The organism is Dactylosporangium sp. NPDC049525 (assembly GCF_040676755.1).
Taxonomy (GTDB): Bacteria; Actinomycetota; Actinomycetes; order Mycobacteriales; family Micromonosporaceae; genus Dactylosporangium.
Genome location: NZ_JBFAPO010000004.1, coordinates 268,975 through 289,578, shown reverse-complemented (window position 1 = coordinate 289,578; position 20,604 = coordinate 268,975). Strand labels below are relative to the sequence as shown.

The window sequence follows — 20,604 nt, the reverse complement described above, 5'->3', positions numbered from 1 at the left end:
TGATGCTCACCGGCGATCAGTACCTGCAGTCCCTGCGCGACGGCCGGCGCATCTTCGTCAACGGCCACTCGGTGCCCGACGTGACCGCCGAACCGCTCCTGCGGGGTCCCGCCCTCGCCGCGAAACTCGGCTACGACACGCACTACCGGCCCGGCGACGACGTCCACGGCCCGTACTTCTTCATCCCCACCTCAGTCGAGGAACTTCGCGAAGCCCAGCAGCGGCAGCTGCACTGGGACTTCCCGACCATTTCCACGTCCGCCAGCCTGCTCATGGTGCTCACCGCCGCGAGCCGGATGCGGGCCCAGCACCCGGTCTACGCCGAGCGGGCACTCGCCTACTTCGACGACAGCAAACGCCGCGACATCCGCATCGTGCAGGGGATCACCGACGCCAAGGGCAACCGCGCGCTGCCCCCCGGCAAACAGGACGACCCCGACCTGTACGTCCGCATCGTCGACCGCGGACCCGACGGGGTCGTCATCCGCGGCGCGAAGATGCACATCTCCTCGGCGGCGGTCTCGCACGACGTCATGGTCATGCCCACCAAACGGATGAAGCCCGGCGAGGAGGACTGGAGCGTGGCCGCCGCGGTGCCGGTCAACTCCCCCGGGGTCAGGATCATCAACGCGTCGTTCGCGCCGCGGCCCGACCTGGACCCGGACTTCTACCCGTACAGCTCCCGGAACGTGATGACGGAAGGACTCATCGTCTTCGACGACGTGTTCGTCCCCAACGAACGCGTCTTCCTGTCCGGCGAACTGGAGCACTCGGCGACCTTCGTGCACTCCCTCGGCCTGTGGGAGCGGCTCGGCAGCGTCGGCAGCTACGTGCGCCTCGCGGACACCCTTGTCGGTCTCGCGCAGCTGATCGCCGAGGCCAACGGCCTGCAGCGGGTCGCGCACATCAAGGACAAGATCGCCGAGATGATCACGTATGCGACGCTGATCCGCGCCGCGTTCGAGGCAGCGATGACCCACTCCACGTTCACCCCCGAGGGATGGGCCTCACCGGACGAACTGTTCACCAACGCCGCGAAGTATCACGCGGCAGCGCAGTTCAGCACGATGGTGCGCAACCTGCACGACATCGCCGGCGGCTCGGTGCTGACCGCACCGAGCCTGCGTGACCTGCACAACCCGGAGACCGAGGCCGACCTGCGCAAGTACATGCGCACGATGGACGGCGTCGACGCCGATTACCGGATGCGGCTGTTCCACACGATCCGCGACTTCACCGCCGACGCGTACGGCGGCTGGAAACACGTGACCGTCATCCAGGCCGGCGGCGGTCTCTACGCCCAGAAGGTCGTCGTCACCAACCACTTCGACATGGAGACGGCCAAGGCCCTGGCCCGCAAGACCGCCGGCATCACCGAATCCGGCGAGGTGCTCGGCGACCTGCACCGCTTCGGCCCGCACGGATTCGCCGCCTGATGCGGTACGAGGAGCACACTTTCGCCTGGGCCGACACGTCATGCGCCAGGCCGCCCGGCGGGCTCACGCGGATCCGGTTCGACGTCGACGACGGCGTCGCCACGGTGACCCTGGACCGGCCCGACCGGCTCAACGCGATGGACCGCACCATGAACAACGAGCTCGGTACCGTGCTGCGGTGGTGCGACCGGGCGGACGACGTCGGGGCGGTCGTGCTGACCGGCGCCGGGCGGGCCTTCTGCGCCGGTTCGGAGATGACCGCGGACGGCTTCGGCGGCGCGGACACGCAGACCCCGGAGGCCGGGTGGATCGCGCCGCACCAGGTCCGCAAGCCTGTCGTCGCCGCGATCCAGGGCGCCGCGGCAGGCCTCGGGGTCACCCTCGCCATGCAGTGCGACGTGCGGTTCGTCGCCGGCGACGCCGTGCTCTCGCTGCCGTTCGTCCGGCTCGGCGTGACCGCGGAGTTGATGGGGCATTGGAACCTGGTCCGGCACGTCGGTCTGGGACGGGCGCAGGAGCTGCTGCTCACCGGCCGCCGCTTCACCGGTACCGAGGCTGCCGAGTGGGGGCTTGCCGTCGCGGCGCTGCCGGCCGAGCAGGTGCTGCCACGCGCCCGGGCGCTCGCCCGCGAGATCGTCGAGCACGCCGCCCCGGTCGCGGTCGCGGCGACCAAACGCCTGCTCTGGGAGGCGGCACAGGCCGGCCCGTTCGAGCACGCCCGCCGGGAACGCCTCGTCATGGAGGCGCTCCTCGACCGCCCCGACGCCCATGAGGGTGTCCAGGCCTTCCTGCAGAAACGCCGCCCGGTCTGGACCGGGCGGCCGTCGACCGACCTACCACCATGGCCCACCGAACACGGGGAGGACTCCGCGTGAGCACCATCGAGCAAGAGTTCATCGGCGTCGCGTCGCCGGCGCTGGGCCGGGCCGGAGCCGGTGGCCACCCGTGCCAGGGCGTCTACTACACCCCGTCCGGCCGGTCCCCGCGGACGGCCTTCATCGCCGCGCACTACAACGTCGACTTCTCCGAGCACTACATGGCGACCCGCATGGCGGCACGCGGGTACGGATTCCTCGGCTGGAACACCAGGTTCCGCGGGGCCGAACACCTCTTCACCCTCGACCACGCCCTCGCCGAGATCGGCGTCGGTGTGCAGCTGCTGCGCGACCGCGGCGTCGAGAAGGTCGTCCTGCTCGGCAACTCCGGCGGCGGTTCCCTGATGGCGGCGTACCATTCGCAGTCACGCGAACCGAACATCCGCCCGCCGTACGGCCGGTCCAAGGTGTTCGAGCCGGCCCTGCATCTGCCGCCCGGCGACCTGATGGTGTTCCTCGCGGCCCACCCCGGCCGGCCGGAGTGGATCACGCGGACGATGGACCCGTCGGTGATCGACGAGAACGACCCGAACGCCGTCGACCCCGATCTCGACATGTACGACCCACGCCACGGCGGTACCTATTCCGCGGGGTTCCTGCAGCGCTACCGGGCCGCGCAGATCGCCCGCAACCACCGGCTGACCGCGTGGTGCAAGGAGCAGCTCGACGCCGCCCGGGACCGCCCGGCCCGCGACCGGATCTTCACGATGGGCCGCACGTGGGCAGACCCCCGCTACGTCGACCCGGGCATCGACCCGTCGAACCGGCCGACGCCGCTGTGCTACTTCGGCGACCCGAAACGCGCCAACTACGGCGTTCTCGGCGTCGGTGTGGTCAGCACGATGCGCACCTGGCTCAACATGTTCAGCCTGGAGGAGTCCGACTGCGTCGCCGCGAAGCACCTGGCCCGCCTGGACCTGCCGACCCTCGTGGTGCAGCCCGACGCCGACAGCGGGGTCTTCCCCGCCGACGCCCAGGGCCTCTACGACGGGGCCGCGACGAAGGACAAGGCGTTCGTGACGCTGCCCGGGGACCATTACTTCGCGGATTCGGAGCAGCACCGCGATACGGTCGCCGACACCCTCGCGGACTGGCTCACCGGGCGGGCGCAGCCCTAAGGCGTCACTCGCCGCTCTCTTCGTCGCGCAGCGACAGCACGACGACGGAGCGGGCGGCGAGGATGTGCGCGCGCATGACGGCCTCGGCCCACGCGCCGTCGCGGACCCGAAGCGCCTGCACGAGTTCGGCGTGCTGCCGCACGCTGGTGCGCATGCGTTCGCCGTCGTAGCGCTGGAACGTGCGGAAGATCAGCGGCGTGTCCATGATGCCGCGAACGATGCTGTCCAGCTGCGTGTGCCGGGAGGCCCGCAGGATCGCGCGGTGGAAGTCGCCGTTGAGGACGGTGAGCTCGTCGGCGGCCGCCGCGCCTTTGCGGCTCAGCGCGGTCATCCGGTGTGCGATCTGCGCGACGGTGCCGAGTTCCTCGTCGGTGATGCGTTGTGCGGCGAGCCGGGCACCGTAGCTCTCGAGCATCGCGCGGACCTCGTAGTTGTCCTCGAGTTCCTGCTCGGACCAGGCGACGACCCGCGCACCCCGGTTCGGCGTGAACTCGACGAGGCCTTCGGCGTCCAGCCGGCGCAACGCTTCGCGGACGGGTGTGCGCGACACCCCGGCCCGCAGGGCGAGCTCCTCCTCCCGCAGCCGCTGGCCCCGGGCGAACTCCCCGGACAGGATGCCGGCGCGGACGGCCTCGTACGCCGTTTCGGCAGCCTTGGCCATCGAAGCTCCCACCCGCTCGTCGTCACAGACCCGGAAACCGCGAGTCTAGTGCGTCAGATCGCGGCGAGGCCGCCGTCCACGAGCAGCGTCGTGCCGGTGACGTACGACGACGCTGGGCTGGCCAGGAACAGCAGCGCCCCGTCGACCTCGGACTGCTCGCCGAAGCGGCCCAGCAGGCTGTGTTCGGCAACCATCGCGCGCAGCTTGTCCTCGCCCGTCGCCGTCATCTCGGTCGCGACGTAGCCGGGGCACAGGGCATTGACCCGGATGCCTTTGCGCCGGGACCACTGCTGCGCGAGGTCACGGGTCAGCCCGATCACGCCGGCCTTGCTCGCCGCGTACGAGGCCTGCGGGAACCGCGAGGCGACGACGCCGTGGACGCTCGCGACGTTGACGATCGACGAGCCCGGTGGCATCACCCGGGCGCAGGCCTGGGCCATCCAGAACGTGCCGTTGAGGTTCACGTCGATCACCTGCCGGAATCCGTCCGGGGTCTCCCGGGAGGCCGGGACGGAGCCGCCGAGGCCGGCGTTGTTGACGAGGACGTCGACGCGCCCGTACTCCGCCACCGCCGCGTCCACCAGGGCCTGGCACTGCTCCGGCACCGTCACGTCGACGGCCTGGACGAGGACCGTCGAACCCTGTGCCCGCAGTTCCTCCGCCAGTTCCTGCAGGCGGTCCAGGCGGCGGGCGCCGAGCACCAGGATGCCGCCGACGGCCGCGACAGCCCGCGCGAAGCCCAGGCCGAGCCCGGAACTCGCGCCGGTGATGAGGACCACCCGGCCGTCCAGCCGGAACACGTCCAGCGGCCCCTGCACCGGCCGGCTCATCGCTGGTACTGCACGGTGGCGAGGGCCAGGTCGGCGTACCGCCGGGCCATGGTGGCCGCGTCGACCGGGCCGCCCGGCCGGAACCAGCCGGCGACGCCCTGGCACATCGACAGGATCGCTCGGCCGCACTCCTGCGGGTGCGGGGTGGCGAAGACGCCCTGCGCCACTCCCCTGCGGATCGTGTCCCGCAGTTCGCTCTCCAGTTCGTCGCGGCGGGCGACGTAGTCCGCGCGGTTCTGCGGGGTGAGACTGCGCCGTTCGGAGTCGAGGAACGCCAGGTCACGATGGTGTGCCATGTACAGGACGATGGCCTCGACGAGTGCGCTGAGCCGGGCCGTGCAGTCGTCGCCTGCCTCGTCGAGGGCGGCCCTGGCGTGGGTGAGCACGATCCGCATCGCGTGGTCGAGCAGTTCCCTCAGCATCGCCTGCTTGTTCTCGAAGTGGTAGTACAACGCCGGGACGGTCACCCCCGCCCGGCCGGCGATCTTGCGGACCGACGTGCCGTCGTAGCCGTGCTCGACGATCTCGTCCAATGCCAGCGCCAGGAGCGGTTGCAGCTGCAGCGGTGGGTATTCCCGCCAGCCGGGCGCGTCATCGCTCACGGTCGTCCTCACCTCTGCCGGTCCGCCGACTTTGTCACGAGTGATTGCTTCCGCAGGCCCGCCGAGGCTAGCTTAGCGATCGCTAACTAAGTCGTCCAGGTGTGGAGGTCGTGGCATGGATGTACGGGGCAAACAGGCGCTGGTGACCGGCGGCGCGTCGGGGCTCGGCCTGGCGACGGTGGCGGCCCTCGCCGCGGCAGGAGCCCGCGTGGTGGCCCTCGACCTGCCCACCGCCGACCGCGGCCGCCTCGACGCGCTGGGCGAAGCGGTCCGGTTCGCCGGCGCCGACGTGACCGACGAGGAGGCCGTGCAGTCGGCGGTCACGCTCGCCAACGACGACGGCGCACTTGCCGTCCTCGTCAACTGCGCCGGCATCGGCAACGCGATCCGGACCGTCGGCAAGCAGGGCCCGTTCCCCCTCGCCGACTTCGAACGGATCATCCGGGTGAACCTGCTCGGCACCTTCAACGTGCTGCGCCTGGCCGCCGCGGCGATGGCCGCCAACGACGTGGCCGGCGAGGAACGCGGGGTCATCGTCAACACCGCGTCCGTGGCCGCGTTCGACGGCCAGATCGGGCAGGCGGCCTACTCGGCCTCCAAGGGCGCCATCGTCGGCATGACCCTGCCGATCGCCCGCGACCTCGCGGCCTTGAAGATCCGCGTCGTCACGATCGCCCCGGGGACGTTCGAGACCCCGCTGCTGGGCCAGCTGCCGCAGGACGTCCGCGACTCCCTCGGCGCCCAGGTGCCGCACCCGAACCGCCTCGGCCACCCGGCGGAATACGCCCAGCTTGTCACGGCGATCGTCGCCAACCCCATGTTGAACGGCGAGACCATCCGGCTCGACGGCGCCATCCGCATGGCCCCGCGCTGAGCCGTACTGACGAAGGGAAGAGATCATGCGTCAAGCCGTCATCGTCGACATCGTCCGGACCCCGTCCGGCAAGGGCAAGCCCGGCGGGGCGCTGGCGGGCGTGCACCCCGTCGACCTGTACGCCACCGTGCTGCGCGCCCTCGCGGAACGCAACGACCTGGACCCGCAGCGGGTCGAGGACGTCATCACCGGTTGCGTCGGCCAGGCCGGCCAGCAGGCGCTGAACATCGGCCGCCACGCCGTCCTCGCCGCCGGCTGGCCGGAGTCGGTGCCGGCCACGACCATCGACCGGCAGTGCGGGTCCAGCCAGCAGGCGGTGCACTTCGCCGCGCAGGGCGTGATGGCGGGCGCCTACGACATCGTCGTCGCCGGCGGTGTCGAATCGATGAGCCGCGTACCGATGGGCGCCGCCACACTCGGCGAGGACCCGCAGGGGCCCGCAGTCGCCCGCCGCTACCCGGAAGGCCTCGTCAACCAGGGCATCTCCGCCGAGCTCATCGCCAGGAATTGGGGGCTCTCGCGGGAGCGGCTCGACGAATACTCGGCCCGCTCGCACCACCTGGCCGCCGAGACCGCGAAGGACGGCGGGTTCGACCGGGAGATCGTGCCGGTGGACACCCTCGCAGCCGACGAGACGATCCGGCCGGCGACGACCGCCGAAGGCCTCGCCGCCCTGCGGCCGGCCTTCGACACACCCGAGATGCGCGAGCGGTTCCCGGACCTGGACTGGCGGATCACGGCCGGCAACTCCTCGCCGCTGACCGACGGCGCCTCCGCGGCCCTCATCATGGGTGAGGACGTCGCCGCGAAACTCGGCCTGCGAGCGCGGGCCCGCTTCCACGCGTTCGCGGTCGCCGGCGACGACCCCCTGCTCATGCTGACAGCACCGATCCCCGCGACGCGGCTCGTGCTGCAGCGGGCCGGCCTGGACATCGACGCGATCGACGCCTACGAGGTCAACGAGGCGTTCGCGCCGGTACCCCTCGCCTGGGCGGCCGACCTCAAGGCCGACCCGGATCGGCTCAACCCGCGCGGCGGGGCGATCGCCCTCGGTCACCCGCTCGGCGCCTCCGGCATCCGGCTGATGGCCACGATGCTGCATCACCTGGAGGCCACCGGCGGCCGCTACGGGCTGCAGACGATGTGCGAGGGCGGCGGCATGGCCAACGCCACCGTCATCGAACGGCTCTGACGGCATGGTCAAGGATCTGTGGGCCCGCCGCCCGTTCTTCACCGCCGACCACGAGGCGTTCCGCGCCACCGTCGCGCAGTTCCTGAGCCGGCACGTCACCGCGCACGTCGAGGCGTGGGACGAGGCCGGCATCATCCCGCGTGCGCCGTGGCTGGAAGCCGGCCGCCAGGGGCTGCTGGGCATCAACGCGCCCGAGGAGCACGGCGGTGGGGGTTCCCTGCGGGATTTCGGGTTCCGCTGCGCCATGATGGAAGCGTTCGCCAAGGTCGGCGCCACGTCGCTGAGCTCCGGGTTCTCCGCCCACGCCGACATCGTCCTGCCGTACTTCTTCGACCTCGCCACAACGGAGCAGGCGAAGCGGTGGGTGCCGGCGCTCTGCTCCGGGGAGGCGATCGGCGCGATCGCCATGACCGAACCGGGCACCGGCTCGGACCTGCAGGGCATCCGCACGACGGCCCGGCGCGACGGCGAGCACTGGGTCCTCGACGGGGCCAAGACGTTCATCACCAACGGCATCAACAGCGACCTCGTGATCGTCGTCGCCCGCACCGACCCGGACCCCGACGCCCGCAGCCGCGCGTTCAGCCTGCTCGTCGTGGAGCGCGGGATGCCGGGGTTCGAACGTGGCCGCAAGCTCGCCAAAGTCGGCCTGAAGGCCCAGGACACGGCGGAGCTGTTCTTCGACAACGCCAGAGTCCCCGCCGGCAACGTGCTCGGCGAGGTCGGCCGGGGGCTGCACCACCTCATGAGTCACCTGCCCCTCGAACGCCTCGGGATCGCGGTGGCCGCCTGCGCCGGTGCCCGGGCGGCGCTCGCCTGGACCCTGGAGCACGTCACGCAGCGGCACGCGTTCGGCCAGCCGATCGCGGCGTTCCAGAACACCCGGTTCGCGATCGCGGAGATGCTGACCGAGCTCGAGGTTTCCCAGGTGTACGTGGACGACGCCGTGCGTCGGTTCGACCGCGGCGAGCTGAACGCCGTCGACGCTGCCAAGGCGAAATGGTGGGCGACGGAGATGCACAAGCGCGTCGTCGACCGCTGCGTCCAGCTGTTCGGCGGCTACGGCTACATGCAGGAGTACCCCATCGCCCGGGCGTACGCCGACACCCGCGTCACCACCATCTACGGCGGCACCACCGAGATCATGAAACACATCATTGCGCGCGACGTGCTGGAGACCCGATGACCGACCCGAACACCACCGGCGCCACCGAACCGGCGGCACGCTACGAACGGGCCGGGCACATCGCCGTGATCCGGCTGAACCGGCCGCAGGCCCTCAACGCCGTCAACGCGGCGTTGTCCACCGCGGCCGGCGAGGCCCTCGAACAGGCGGCCGCCGACCCCGAGGTGCGGGTCGTCGTCGTGACCGGCAACGGCCGGGCCTTCTGCGCCGGTGCCGACCTCAAGGAACTCGCCGCCGGGCGGTCCGTCGCCGCGCCGGAACACCCCGAATGGGGCTTCGCCGGCATCGTCCGGCACTGGATCGACAAGCCGCTGATCGCGGCCGTCAACGGGTTCGCGATGGGCGGCGGCACCGAGATCGCCCTCGCCTGTGACCTGGTCGTCGCGGCCGAGGACGCCCGGCTCGGCCTGCCCGAGGTCAAACGGGGCCTGCTCGCCGCAGCGGGCGGGGTGGTGCGGCTGCAGCGGCAGATCCCGCTCAAACGCGCTCTGCAGATGGCACTGACCGGCGACGCCGTCGACGTGCAGGAGGCCGCCGAATGGGGCCTCGTCAACGTCGTCGCCCGGCCCGGGACCGCCCTCGCGGAAGCGATGGCCCTCGCGGAACGCGTCGCCGCGAACGCGCCACTGTCGGTGCAGTACACCAAGAAGGTCATGTATCAGGTCGCCGAAGCAGACTCCGACTGGGACCCGGACTGGTCGCGGCGCGAGCCGTGGAGCGTCAACGACGAGGCGACCGCTGCCGTCTTCGGCAGCCGCGACGCCGTCGAAGGACCGGCGGCCTTCGCCGAGAAGCGTGCACCGGTCTGGGAAGGCCGGTAGTTCTCGTGCGTGAACTGGTGCGCCCGGACCGGCTCGGGCCTGTGCTGGCCGCGGCGCTCGGCGACGACGACTGGCGCGAGTTCGACGTCACGCTCATCGCCGGCGGGAAGTCGAACCTGACGTTCGAGCTCACCGGCCCAGCCGGGTCGGTCGTCCTGCGCCGCCCACCGACAGGAAACGTGCTGCCCAGCGCCCACGACATGGCCCGTGAGGCGCGGGTCCAGCAGGCCCTGGCGGGCACACCCGTCCCGGTGCCGCAGGTGTTGTACGAGGACCGCACCGGCGACCTGATCGGTGTGCCGTTCTACGTGATGGGCAAGGTCGACGGCCTCGTTGTCCGCGACGAGCTTCCGCCCGGATACGCCCCCGCGGCGGCGGACCGGGTCGCGATGGCCGACGCGCTCGTCGACGTCCTCGCCGATCTGCACCGCATCGACCCGGCGGCGGCCGGGCTCGGCGACTACGGCCGGCCGGCCGGGTTCATGGCCCGGCAGCTACGCCGCTGGCGGAGCCAATGGGATGCGTCGAAGACCCACGACCTGCCCGAACTCGACGAACTCGGCACCCGCCTCATGGCCGCGGTCCCCGATGCCAAGAGATCCGCGATCGTCCACGGCGACTTCCGGCTCGACAACTGCCTCCTCGACCACCGGGACCCCGCCCGTGTCCGCGCGGTGCTCGACTGGGAGCTGTCGACACTCGGCGATCCCCTGGCGGACCTGGGCATGCTGTTGTTCTACTGGCGGGAACCCGGCGAGCCCGAGCCGCTGCTGACCCCGGCGATCACGCGTGGCGAAGGGTTCCCCGGACGTGCCCACCTCGCCGAACGCTACGCCCGCCGGACCGGGACGCACCTGAAGGAGCTGGCCTTCTTCGAGGCGTTCGCGCATTTCAAGTTCGCCATCATCGCCCAGGGAGTCGCCGCCCGGGCCGCGGCCGGGGCGATGGCCGGGCAGACGTTCGGCGACCTCGACGGCGAGGTGCGGCGCATCGCCGCCGAGGGCCTGGCCGTCATCGACCGGAAAGGCTGAACACGTGGATTTCGAGCTGTCACCGAAGGCGGCGGACGCCGTCGGGCGCATGTGGGACTTCATGCGGGAGGAGGTCTTCCCCGCGGAGCGGGTGTGGGCCGCCCACCTGGCCGAGCACGGGCCGCACACCCATCCGCCGGTGATGGAGGAACTGAAGGCGTCCGCACGCCGGCGCGGCCTGTGGAACCTGTTCCTGCCCGAACTGTCCGGGCTGACGAACCTCGAATACGCGGCCGTCGCCGAGGTCTCCGGATGGTCGCCGGTGATCGCCCCGGAGGCGATCAACTGCCAGGCCCCCGACACCGGCAACATGGAGACCCTGCACCGGTTCGGCACCCCCGAACAGCGGCAGCGGTGGCTGGAGCCCCTGCTGGACGGGACGCTGCGCTCGGCGTACGCGATGACGGAGCCGGAGGTCGCGTCGTCGGACGCCACCAACATCAGGACGACGATCGTGCGCGACGGCGACGACTACGTCGTCAACGGCCGCAAGTGGTGGATCACCGGCGTCGCCGACGAACGGTGCCGGGTGTTCATCGTGATGGGCAAGTCCGACCCGCGCGCCGACCCGCACCGGCAGCAGTCGATGGTGCTGGTCCCCCGGGACAGTCCCGGCCTGCAGATCGTCCGGCACCTGCCGATCTTCGGCTATCAGGACCAGCACGGCCATTCCGAGCTGGTGTTCGATGACGTACGGGTGCCACGGGCCAACCTGCTGGGTCAGGAAGGCGACGGGTTCGCGATCGCGCAGGCCCGGCTCGGACCGGGCCGCGTCCACCACGCGATGCGGGCGGTCGGCATGGCCGAACGGGCCCTGGCGCTGATGGTCGGCCGGGCGAAGGCGCGGGTCGCGTTCGGTCAGCCCCTCGCCGAGCAGGGGGTCGTCCGCGAGCTCATCGCGCAGTCGCGGATCGACATCGACCAGGCCCGGCTGCTGGTCCAGAAGACGGCGTGGCTGATCGACCGGCACGGCGCCAAAGGTGCCCGCACCGAGATCGCCGCGATCAAGGTCGCCGCGCCGGCGATGGCGACCGCCGTCATCGACCGGGCGATCGAGGTGTTCGGCGGTGCCGGAGTCAGCGACGACACCCCCCTTGCGTACTTCTACGCGTGGGCGCGGGTCCTGCGGATCGTCGACGGCCCCGACGCCGTGCACCGCCGGAGCATCGCCCGCGAGGAACTGCGTCGCGAACGCCCCTACGCGGGGTAGACCGGGTCCCGCCGTTCCCGCAGCGCGGCCATGCCCTCCGCGTAGTCGGGGCCGTCCAGCAGGTCGGCCTGGTCGTCGAGCTCGCGGCGCATGGCCGCCTCAAGGGCATCGAACTGCAGCAGGGCGTGTTTCGCGCGCCGGAGCGCCTCCCGCGACGCACCGGCCGTCCCGGCCGCCAGAGCCCGGGCGGTATCGAGGAGGTCGGCGGCCGGGACGACGTCGGAGACCAGGCCCCACGCAAGCGCGGCCGGTGCCGGTACCCGTTCCGCGAACAGCGCCATCCGGTTCGCGCGGACCCGCCCGACCGCCGCCGGCACCAGGTGACTCGCTCCCCCGTCCGGTACCAGCCCGATCTTGACGAACGGCAGCTGGAACCAGCTGGTGTCGGCCGCCACGACCGCGTCGCAGGCGATGGCGAACGAGACGCCGACCCCGAGCGCCGGGCCGTTCACGGCGGCGACGACCGGCACGTCGGCGCGCAGCACGGTGAGGACGACGTCGTTGGCGGCGGCGACGATCGCGCGGCCATCCGCGCCGCCGGTCGCCGCGCCGGCCGGGGAGACGTCGGCGCCGGCGCAGAAGGCCCGCCCTTCCCCGGTGAGCAGGACGCAGCGCACCCCGGGAAGGGCCGCCGCGGCACGCAGGCGGCTGCCGAGCAGCCGCAGCCCTTCGAGGTCGAGGGCATTGAGCCGGCCGGGGCGGTTCAGGGTGACGGTCGCGACCGGGCCGTCGGCCGTGAGCAGGACGGCCTCGTCGGTCATCGTCCCACCGAGACCAGCGTGGACAGCCGATCGGTGATGAGTGTTTCGGCCTCGGCGACCATGCGTTCGACGAGTTCGGCCACGGTCGGGATGTCGTCGATCAGGGCCTGCGCCTGTCCGACCGTCCACAGCCCCCGCTCCAGTTCGCCGGTCTCGTAGACCTCCCGGCCGCGGACTCCGGCGACGAGGTCGCGCACGTCGGCGAACTCGCCACCGGCGCGCAGGATCTCCACGACCTCACGGCTGACGGTGTTCGTCGCGACCCGGGCAGTGTTGTGCAGCGTCCGGAAGATCAGGGTGGTGTCGAGTTCGGTCGCGGCGATGATCTGCCGCTTCACGTTCTCGTGCACCGGAGCTTCGACGGTGCACATGAACCGGGTGCCCATGTTCACCGCGTCGGCCCCCAACGCCAGGGCGGCGACCAGGCCGCGGGCGTCGGCAATCCCGCCCGACGCGAGGATCGGGACCGTGACCCGTCGGGCGGCGGCGGCCAGGAGGATCAGCCCGGGCACGTCGTCCTCGCCGGGGTGCCCGGCGCACTCGAATCCGTCGATGCTGACCGCGTCCACGCCGAGCGACTCGGCCTTGAGGGCGTGCCGGACGCTGGTGCACTTGTGGATGACCTTGATGCCGGCGGCCTTGAAGGCGGGCATGTGCTCCTTCGGGCTGAACCCGGCTGTCTCGACGACCCGGATCCCCGATTCGATGATCGCGGCCCGGTATTCGGCGTACGGGGGCGGCGAGATCGCGGGCAGGATCGTCAGGTTGACGCCGAAGTTCCGGTCGGTCTGTTCCCGGCAGCGGGCGATCTCCTTGACGAGGTCCTCGGGGGTCGGTTGCGTGAGCGCGGTGAGGAAGCCGAGCGCACCGGCGTTCGCCACGGCGGCGACGAGGCCGGCCCGGCCGACCCATTGCATCCCGCCCTGCACGATGGGGTGCTGGACCTCGAACTCGCGGGTGAAGCGCGTCTCGATCATGCCGCTGTCTCCTGTCGCGCACGCCCGAAATCGGACGACAAAATTGATGTTAATATCACTTTCAGGTTCCAAACGACGCGGTACGACCCGAGCGATGCGGCACGACGAAAGCAGGAGCGATGCCACGCCAGTACACCAAGGGAGCGCGCACCGCGGCTGCATTCCTCGAAGCGGCCCGCAAGGAGTTCGCGGCCCGCGGGTATCTGTCGACGAAGGTCGAGGACATCGCGCGCACCGCGGGCCGGTCGTCGGCGAGCTTCTACAACTACTTCACCGACAAGGCCGACGTCCTCGCCGCCCTCGCTCAGGCCTTCCACGAGGACACCCGCGCCCAGATCCTTGTGCCGTACCAGGAGGGCCGCCCGCCGCGCGAGGCCATCCGGATGGCGATCACCATCTTCTGGGAGACCTACCGCGACCGGCTCGGCGCGCTCAGCGGGGTGTTCCAGGCGTCGATGGAGGACCCGGCATTCCTGCAGAGCTGGCGCGACATCCGCAAGTCGGCCATCGACTTCATCGTCCAGGGCGTCGAGCAGGCCCAGAAGGACGGGTACTGCCCCGGCATCGACGTGCGGATGACATCGTCCGCACTGTCGTCGATGCTCGAGCTGTCCTGCTACGTCTGGCTGGTACAGGGCGGCGACAACGGCGACGCCCACGTCGACGAGCAAGCGGCGATCGACTCCCTGGCGAGCATCTGGTACCACGCCATCTACTGGCGCCCAGCCGATCAGGGCTGAGGCCTCACGCCGGGCGGTCATCACGGCCCAGGATGCGCAGCTCGACCTCGGTCCGCCGGGCCAGGGCCGCGGCGATCTCGGCGAACCGGTCCGCGGTCAGCCCGGCGCCGATCTCGGCGACCAGGGCCCGTTCGTCGGCGACGCCGAGCTGCGCGAAGACGGCGCGGTCGACGGCGCGGCGCTCAGCTCCGGCGGCCAGGTCGCGTTGCGCCACCTCGATCGCGGCGGCGCACGCCTTCAGCAGGTACCGCGATCGCCCGCTCACCACCGGCAGCAGTTCGGCGCGCAGCGTCTCCACGACCGCCGTGAGCAGGTCGTCGTGGCCGGGTACCGCCGCGTGGACGGCCCCCGTCGGTTCTCCCGTAGTCATCGGAGCAGCTCCAGCAGGTCGTGTTCCACTTCGACGACCCGCCGCCCGACCAGCGCCAGGTCGATCGAGCGGGTCGTGCCGGACAGATGCCGGTCCGCCTGTTGCAGGCAGCCGACGGCCCAGATCCAGGTGCCGAGCACGACCGCCCACGCGAAGTCGGCGGCGGACACGTCAACGCCCGCCGCGGCCCGGTACCCGTCGAGGAAGTCCTCGACGTCGCCGAAGCCGCCGATGACACCCGGCCCGCGGAAGCGCCAGCTGCGCACCGCGATCCACCCCAGGTCCTCAAGCGGGTCGCCGCGGTGGGCGGACTCCCAGTCGAGGATGCCGACGAGACCGTCCGGGCCCACGACGAAGTTCCCGAGCCGGAAGTCGCCGTGGGTCAGAGCGGTCCGGCGGTGCGGCGGCCGGTGTTCGAGGAGCCACCCGTAGGCGAGTTCGAGGACCGGCCGGTCGGGGTCGAGCCGGGTCAGGGTGGTGCGGTACTCGACGAGCCGGTCCTCGTCCGGCAGGGCGGCGATCGCGCCGGGGTCGGCGGTGTGCAGCCGGCCGAGGGCGTCGCCGCACTGGCGGGCCAGCCGCGGCCCGGTGGTTCCGGTCGTCAGCCCGCCGAGGATCCGCTTCGGCACGGTGTCACCGTCGAGGCGCCGCAGGACGAGCCCGCCGGGCACGACCGCGACCACCTCGGGCGCAGGAACACCTGCCGCGCGGGCGGCCCGGATGACGCTCGCCTCGAGGGTGGCTCCGCCGCCGCGCTGTTCCCCGGCCGGATCGGTCAGCAGGATCAGCCTGCGCCCCGCGACGGTGAAGGCCCAGACCTCCCGGGAGGCGCCACCGGCGAGGCGTTCCAGCCCGGTCACCGGTTCGCCGAACACTCTGGCGAGGGTCGCGTCGACAGTCATCGGCCGCTCACCCGGTCCCACGTGCGCGCGGTGAACGGGTCGCGTTTGAGTTCCACCTTGCGCACCTTGCTGGTCGGGGTCTTCGGCAGTTCGTCGAGGAACTCGATGTAGCGGGGCACCATGAACCGGGGCATCGTGGCCGTGAGGAACTCCGCGAGGGCCGGGGCTTCGAGGTGTACGTCCGGCATGGGCACGACGCAGATCTTGATCTCTTCCTCCCCGTCGTCGGACGGCACGCCGATCGCGGCGCACTCCAGGACGTCCGGGTGGGCGGTGACCATCGACTCGACCTCGAACGAGGAGATGTTCTCCGACCGCCGCCGCACGGCGTCCTTGACCCGGTCGACGAGGTAGTAGTTGCCGTGTTCGTCGCGGCGGAAGGCGTCGCCGGTGTGGTACCAGCCGTTGCGCCACGCCCGCGCGGTGTCCGCGGGCCGCCCGAGGTAGCCCGTGTTCATCGTCCACGGCCGGTCGGCGCGGACGATCAGCTCGCCGATGTGCCCGTCCGGGACCTCGGTGTCGTACTCGTCGACGATGCGCAGGTCGTAGCCGTCGCGGGCGCGGCCGCAGCTGCGGTGGTCGACGACGTGGTCGCCGGTCGCGATCGGCCAGCCGGCCTCCGTCATGCCGTAGTTGGTCCGCATCCGCAGGCCGAACCGTTCCTCGAACGCGGCGTAGTCGGGCAGCAGCGGGCCACCGGTGATGCTCTCCAGGGGATTGTCCCGGTCGTCGGGGCGGGGCGGCTGCCGCCAGAGGAAGTTCGTCATCGCGTAGAAGGACCAGGCCCGGTTGCAGGCGTGCGTGCGGACGTCCGGCCAGAACCTGTCGGTCTTGAAGCCGTCGCGGAAGACGTACGTCCCGCGCCGGTGCGCGACGATCTGCAGCGGGACCTTGCCGCCCAGGTGGAAGGCGGCGAACGGCGCGTACAGCACGTCACCGGGGCCGATGTCATCGAAGGCGTCGATGCCGGTGGTCAGCTGCCCCCACGGTGTGATGACGCCTTTGGACGGCCCGGTGGTGCCGGAGGTGTAGATGACGGCGGCGGTGTCCCACGGTCGCGGATCGTCGAGCCCGGTCAGCACCGCCCCGGCCGGCGGCAGCGGCTGCCCGACCTCCAGCACGAAGACCGCGGCGTCCCCGCCGTCCCCGGCGTCCACGGCGTGCCGGATCTCGTCGGCCCGGGCCTCCACCGTGACGACAAGCTTCGGGGCGGAGTCGTGCAGGACGTGCCGGAGCATCTCGCCGCGGTAGGCGGGGTTGATCGGCACTTGCACGGCCCGCAGCCATCCGCAGGCGATCCACAGCGCCTGTTCGTCGGCGCACGTGGGCAGCAGCACCGCGACCCGGTCCGTCGGCCGCACGTCCCGCTCCAGCAGGAGCGCGGCAAACTGCTCGACCCGTCGCTGGAACGCGCCGTACGTGACCCGGCCCCGCTCGACGTCGATCAGGAAGTCCCGGTCCGCCAGCTCGGCCGCTCGCCGGCGGAGGAGGCCGGGCAGCACCTGCTGTGTCACGGCGTCATCCACCGGCAACCTCGCTCAAGTAGCTGCGTTCCAGCCTCGACCAGTCCGTGGCAAGTTCGGCCGACGTGCCTTCGGCGATCACCCGGCCGCGGCGCAACACGTACGCCCGGTCGGCGACCTCCAGGGCCCGCGCCGCCTGCTGTTCGACGAGCAGGACACCGAGCCCTTCGTCGGCGGCCCGGCGGATGGCGCGCAGCAGCCGGTCGACGACGAGGGGCGCCAGGCCGAGGGAGAGCTCGTCGGCGAGCAGCAGGGCAGGCCGGCCGGCGAGGGCCCGGGCCAGGGTCAGAATCTGCTGCTCTCCACCGGACAGCAGACCGGCCCGGCGGTCCAGCAGCGGGGTCAGTTCGGGGAACGCGTCGAGGGCCAGGGACCGCGGGCCGCGGCCGAGGCGCAGATTCTCCGCCGCGCTGAGCTGCATGAACACCGACCGTTCCTCCGGTACGAACGCCATTCCTTCACGGACCCGCCGGTGCAGCCGCGCCGACGCGGGCCTGCCCCGCCAGTGCACGCTCCCGGCGAGGGGTTGCAGTTCCCCGGCCAGGGTCAGCAGCGTCGTCGTCTTGCCCGCGCCGTTCGGTCCGAGCAGCGCCACGATCTCGCCGGGCCGCACCACCAGGTCGAGGTCGCGCAGCGCGGCCAGGTCCCCGTAGCCGGCGCTGAGCCCGCGGGCCTCGATGAGCGGTTCACCGTCCACGGCCGCGCCGGGCGCCGGTTCGCGTTCGATCACCTGCACCGTGCCGCCCGCGGTGGCGTCGGCGGTGTCCTGTGTACCGAGGTAGGCGGTGATGACGGCCGGATCGGACCGGATCTCCGCGGGGGTACCCGACGCGATCACCTTGCCGAAGTTGAGGACCGAGACCTGGTCGCTGACGTCCAGCACGACGGACACGTTGTGCTCCACCAGCAGCACCGCCATCCGCAGTTCGGTGGCGAGCCGGCGGATGAGGTGCCCGAGTTCGGCGGTCTCGGTGTCGTCCAGCCCGGCGGCCGGCTCGTCCAGCAGGAGGACCGACGCGCCGGTGGCGACCGAGCGGGCGATCGCCAGGAGCCGACGGCGGCCGTACGGCAGCTCGTCAGGTTTGCGTTCGAGGTCGTCCTCGAGGTGGAACTCGCGGATGGCGGCGAGCGCAGCCGGTGAGTACCGGTCCCGCCCTGGACGCACGAGGTTCGACAGGAACGCCGGCCAGTCCTGCCGGTCGCCGGCGGCGAGCAGGTTCTCCCGGACGGTCATCGTCTCGAACAGTTCCAGGCTCTGGAAGGAGCGGCTGATGCCGGCTGCGGCGCGGCGCTGGGCCGGCCAGCGGCCGATGTCCTGCCCGTCCAGGGTCATCACGGCGCCCGGGCCGTCGACGAAGCCGGTCAGCGCGTCGATCAGGGTCGTCTTGCCCGCCCCGTTCGGCCCGATGAGCCCGTGGACCTGCCCCGGCACGAGCGTGAGCGCCACGTCGTCGAGGGCGGTGACCCCGCCGAAGCGGACCGTCAGCCCGCGGATGTCCACGGACCGTTCGGTGACGCTGAAGGTCTCCTCCCCCGCCAGTTCCGTCGCGTCGCGCCGATGCGTGCGGCGGCCGCTGCGGGCCTTGACCCAGGACGGGATCAGCCAGGCGGGCAGGCGCTGCGTGGCGAGGCCGTTCGGCAGTTGCGGCAGGACGAGGAGCAGGGTCAGGCCGAGGATCATCTGCCCGACCTCGTTGCGGGTGATGAACTGCGCGAACGCCGTACCGGGGAACAGCTGCGAGATCACCCCGGACAGCAGCCCGGCCGGTGCGTACATCGCGCCGACGACGGCACCGGCGAGGTAGCCGATCCCGCCGATGATCGAGAACACGACCGCGAAGATGGATTGGAAGGCGGTGTACGTCGGCACGAACGTCACGGTCGGCTGCCGGAACGACAGCAGGACACCACCGGCCGCGGCGAGGGCGGCCGAGATCCCGAAGGCGAAGATCTTGGCCCGGGCGACGCTGATGCCGAGGCTTGCCGCGGCGCGTTCGTTGGACCGCACGGCCACGAGGCGGCGCCCGGCCCGGCCCCGCCGCAGGTTCGCCACCATCAGGGCGGCGAGGATGAACACGACCAGGCAGAAGACCGCGTACCGGCTGGGCCAGAAGTACGTGTCCATGTCGATGCCGAAGATCTTCGGCGAGCCGACGTTGATGCCGGTGAACCCGCCGGTGCGCTCGGTCGAGGAGAAGATCTGGTGCTCCAGGACCACGGCGAGGCACAGCGTCACCACGGCCAGGTTCATGCCGCGGGTCCGCAGCGCCGGCAGGCCGACGATGATGCCGATCGGGACCGCGCCGACGACACCGGCCAGCATCGCCAGCCAGAACGGCACGCCGTGGTCGGCGACGAGGCGGGCGGCGATCCAGGCGCCCATCCCGGCGAGGGCCATCTGCGCCAGCGACAGCTGCCCGGTGTAGCCGGTGACGACCACGAGGGACAGCACCACGAGGCCGAGCGCGAGGGTGATCTCGGTGGCGCTGAGCAGGGCCGGCGGGAACACGAAGTACAGCAGGCCGAGGGCGACGAGCCCGACGCCGATCAGCACCGGGGGGCGCACGACGCCGGTGCCGAGCTGCGGCGGGCGCTGGATCGCCTCGCCGCGCAGCGGCAGCGACCGCCCGGAGATGACAAGGACGAGGATGATGACGACGAACGGCACCGTCTGGCCCCAGCCCTCGGACTGGTACCGGGTGCCGATCCACGCGACCTCGGATTCGAGCATGCCGATCAGCAGCCCGCCGGCCATCGTCAGCGGGAAGGACCTGAAGCCGCCGAGCAGGGCCGCGGCGAGGGCCGGCACGATGAGCATCGCCAGGTTCTCGACCTGCAGCGTGCCGATGCTGACGATGAGCACGGCCGACACGACGCTGAGCGCGCAGCCGACCATCCAATTCACGGTCGCGACGGTGTCCGGGGAGATGCCCAGCGCCGAGCTCGCCCTGCCGTTCTCGGCCACGGCCGAGGTGGCCAGGCCGAACCGGGTCGAGCGGTACACGACGGTGAGCACGACGGTCAGGGCGATCCCGACGCCGAGGATGACGAGCCGGTCGGTCCCGATCCGGATGCCCGGCAGCACGGTCGTCGAGCCGTCGGGCAGGATCGAGGTGACGATCCGGGCCTTCCCGACCCCGAACAGGAACTGGCCGAGGCCGAACAGGAACGCGAAGACCCCGAGTGTCGCGATGAGCCGCGACACCGGCGGCGCGTCCCGCAGCGGTCGCATGACGAGCTGATGGACCAGCGCGCCGATGCCGAGCCCCACGCCGATGGCGAGCAGTGCCGCCACCGGCGTGGAGACGCCGTTCTCGCGTTGCAGGTAGAACACGTAGGCGCCGAGCATGCCGACCGCGCCCTGGCTGAAGTTCAAAATTCCGGAACCGCGGTAGATCAGCACGATCCCGAGGGCGGACAGGCCATAGATCGCGCCGGCCCCGAGTCCGAGTACGGCGAACCTGATGATGTCGGTCAGCATGTCGGGCCCTGTCC

The 20,604-nt window shown here is 71.6% G+C and carries 19 protein-coding genes; 10 read left to right on the top strand and 9 right to left on the bottom strand.

The features are described 5' to 3' along the window. The first annotated feature begins 2 nt into the window (after window positions 1-2). Genes AB0K00_RS10145 through AB0K00_RS10135 form a run of 3 tightly spaced genes read left to right on the top strand, consistent with a single transcriptional unit; the run spans window position 3 to window position 3,429 of the window. Window positions 3-1,436 carry a 4-hydroxyphenylacetate 3-hydroxylase N-terminal domain-containing protein gene (locus tag AB0K00_RS10145; RefSeq protein WP_363518238.1) on the top strand — a complete coding sequence of 478 codons (1,434 nt, stop codon included), beginning with the start codon at window positions 3-5 and terminating at the stop codon, window positions 1,434-1,436. After that, window positions 1,436-2,311 (top strand): enoyl-CoA hydratase-related protein, encoded by an 876-nt coding sequence (locus AB0K00_RS10140; protein ID WP_363518236.1) that lies wholly within the window; start codon window positions 1,436-1,438, stop codon window positions 2,309-2,311. The genes AB0K00_RS10145 and AB0K00_RS10140 overlap by 1 nt, the downstream gene beginning before the upstream one ends. Further along, window positions 2,308-3,429 carry a hypothetical protein gene (locus AB0K00_RS10135; protein WP_363518234.1) on the top strand — a complete coding sequence of 374 codons (1,122 nt, stop codon included), beginning with the start codon at window positions 2,308-2,310 and terminating at the stop codon, window positions 3,427-3,429. Before AB0K00_RS10140 ends, AB0K00_RS10135 begins: the two co-directional genes overlap by 4 nt. A gap of 4 nt (window positions 3,430-3,433) precedes the next feature. Here AB0K00_RS10135 and AB0K00_RS10130 read toward each other — a convergent pair whose 3' ends face one another. Genes AB0K00_RS10130 through AB0K00_RS10120 form a run of 3 tightly spaced genes read right to left on the bottom strand, consistent with a single transcriptional unit; the run spans window position 3,434 to window position 5,522 of the window. After that, complete coding sequence (locus tag AB0K00_RS10130) at window positions 3,434-4,090, bottom strand: GntR family transcriptional regulator (protein WP_363518232.1); 657 nt, start codon at window positions 4,088-4,090, stop codon at window positions 3,434-3,436. A 53-nt stretch (window positions 4,091-4,143) separates the two neighbouring features. Next, window positions 4,144-4,920, bottom strand: a complete 777-nt coding sequence (locus AB0K00_RS10125; RefSeq protein WP_363518230.1) for an SDR family NAD(P)-dependent oxidoreductase — start codon at window positions 4,918-4,920, stop codon at window positions 4,144-4,146. Next, window positions 4,917-5,522 carry a TetR family transcriptional regulator gene (locus AB0K00_RS10120; RefSeq protein ID WP_363518228.1) on the bottom strand — a complete coding sequence of 202 codons (606 nt, stop codon included), beginning with the start codon at window positions 5,520-5,522 and terminating at the stop codon, window positions 4,917-4,919. The genes AB0K00_RS10125 and AB0K00_RS10120 overlap by 4 nt, the downstream gene beginning before the upstream one ends. A 115-nt stretch (window positions 5,523-5,637) precedes the next feature. Between AB0K00_RS10120 and AB0K00_RS10115 the strand changes: the two genes are divergently transcribed. Genes AB0K00_RS10115 through AB0K00_RS10090 form a run of 6 tightly spaced genes read left to right on the top strand, consistent with a single transcriptional unit; the run spans window position 5,638 to window position 11,836 of the window. Continuing rightward, complete coding sequence (locus AB0K00_RS10115; protein WP_363518226.1) at window positions 5,638-6,396, top strand: SDR family NAD(P)-dependent oxidoreductase; 759 nt, start codon at window positions 5,638-5,640, stop codon at window positions 6,394-6,396. A 25-nt stretch (window positions 6,397-6,421) separates the two neighbouring features. Next, window positions 6,422-7,588: a thiolase family protein gene (locus AB0K00_RS10110; protein ID WP_363518224.1), complete on the top strand. Its 1,167-nt coding sequence runs from the start codon at window positions 6,422-6,424 to the stop codon at window positions 7,586-7,588. A gap of 4 nt (window positions 7,589-7,592) precedes the next feature. After that, window positions 7,593-8,774, top strand: coding sequence for an acyl-CoA dehydrogenase family protein (locus AB0K00_RS10105; protein WP_363518222.1), 1,182 nt, complete (start codon window positions 7,593-7,595; stop codon window positions 8,772-8,774). Further along, window positions 8,771-9,595 carry a crotonase/enoyl-CoA hydratase family protein gene (locus AB0K00_RS10100; RefSeq protein WP_363518220.1) on the top strand — a complete coding sequence of 275 codons (825 nt, stop codon included), beginning with the start codon at window positions 8,771-8,773 and terminating at the stop codon, window positions 9,593-9,595. The genes AB0K00_RS10105 and AB0K00_RS10100 overlap by 4 nt, the downstream gene beginning before the upstream one ends. A 5-nt stretch (window positions 9,596-9,600) precedes the next feature. After that, window positions 9,601-10,626, top strand: coding sequence for a phosphotransferase family protein (locus AB0K00_RS10095; protein ID WP_363518218.1), 1,026 nt, complete (start codon window positions 9,601-9,603; stop codon window positions 10,624-10,626). A 49-nt stretch (window positions 10,627-10,675) separates the two neighbouring features. Beyond that, window positions 10,676-11,836 (top strand): acyl-CoA dehydrogenase family protein, encoded by a 1,161-nt coding sequence (locus AB0K00_RS10090; protein WP_363518336.1) that lies wholly within the window; start codon window positions 10,676-10,678, stop codon window positions 11,834-11,836. Here the strand turns inward: AB0K00_RS10090 and AB0K00_RS10085 are convergent. Then, on the bottom strand, window positions 11,824-12,597 hold the full coding sequence (locus tag AB0K00_RS10085) for an enoyl-CoA hydratase-related protein (protein WP_363518216.1): 774 nt from the start codon (window positions 12,595-12,597) through the stop codon (window positions 11,824-11,826). The two genes, AB0K00_RS10090 and AB0K00_RS10085, sit on opposite strands and share 13 nt — an antisense overlap. Further along, window positions 12,594-13,574 carry a nitronate monooxygenase gene (locus tag AB0K00_RS10080; RefSeq protein WP_363518214.1) on the bottom strand — a complete coding sequence of 327 codons (981 nt, stop codon included), beginning with the start codon at window positions 13,572-13,574 and terminating at the stop codon, window positions 12,594-12,596. Before AB0K00_RS10080 ends, AB0K00_RS10085 begins: the two co-directional genes overlap by 4 nt. 119 nt (window positions 13,575-13,693) lie before the next feature. On the opposite strand from AB0K00_RS10080, the gene AB0K00_RS10075 reads away from it, so the two are divergent. After that, window positions 13,694-14,314 (top strand): TetR/AcrR family transcriptional regulator, encoded by a 621-nt coding sequence (locus AB0K00_RS10075; RefSeq protein WP_363518212.1) that lies wholly within the window; start codon window positions 13,694-13,696, stop codon window positions 14,312-14,314. A gap of 4 nt (window positions 14,315-14,318) precedes the next feature. Here the strand turns inward: AB0K00_RS10075 and AB0K00_RS10070 are convergent, their stop codons facing one another. The 4 genes from AB0K00_RS10070 to AB0K00_RS10055 are packed head-to-tail and all read right to left on the bottom strand — an operon-like array spanning window position 14,319 to window position 20,590. Next, a complete protein-coding gene (locus AB0K00_RS10070) occupies window positions 14,319-14,684 on the bottom strand; it encodes a DUF6285 domain-containing protein (RefSeq protein ID WP_363518210.1) in 366 nt (121 codons plus the stop codon). Further along, a complete protein-coding gene (locus tag AB0K00_RS10065; protein WP_363518208.1) occupies window positions 14,681-15,586 on the bottom strand; it encodes a phosphotransferase family protein in 906 nt (301 codons plus the stop codon). The genes AB0K00_RS10070 and AB0K00_RS10065 overlap by 4 nt, the downstream gene beginning before the upstream one ends. Further along, window positions 15,583-17,100: an AMP-binding protein gene (locus tag AB0K00_RS10060; protein ID WP_363518206.1), complete on the bottom strand. Its 1,518-nt coding sequence runs from the start codon at window positions 17,098-17,100 to the stop codon at window positions 15,583-15,585. The genes AB0K00_RS10065 and AB0K00_RS10060 overlap by 4 nt, the downstream gene beginning before the upstream one ends. 4 nt (window positions 17,101-17,104) lie before the next feature. Beyond that, complete coding sequence (locus tag AB0K00_RS10055) at window positions 17,105-20,590, bottom strand: ATP-binding cassette domain-containing protein (RefSeq protein ID WP_363518204.1); 3,486 nt, start codon at window positions 20,588-20,590, stop codon at window positions 17,105-17,107. Window positions 20,591-20,604 lie beyond the last annotated feature (14 nt).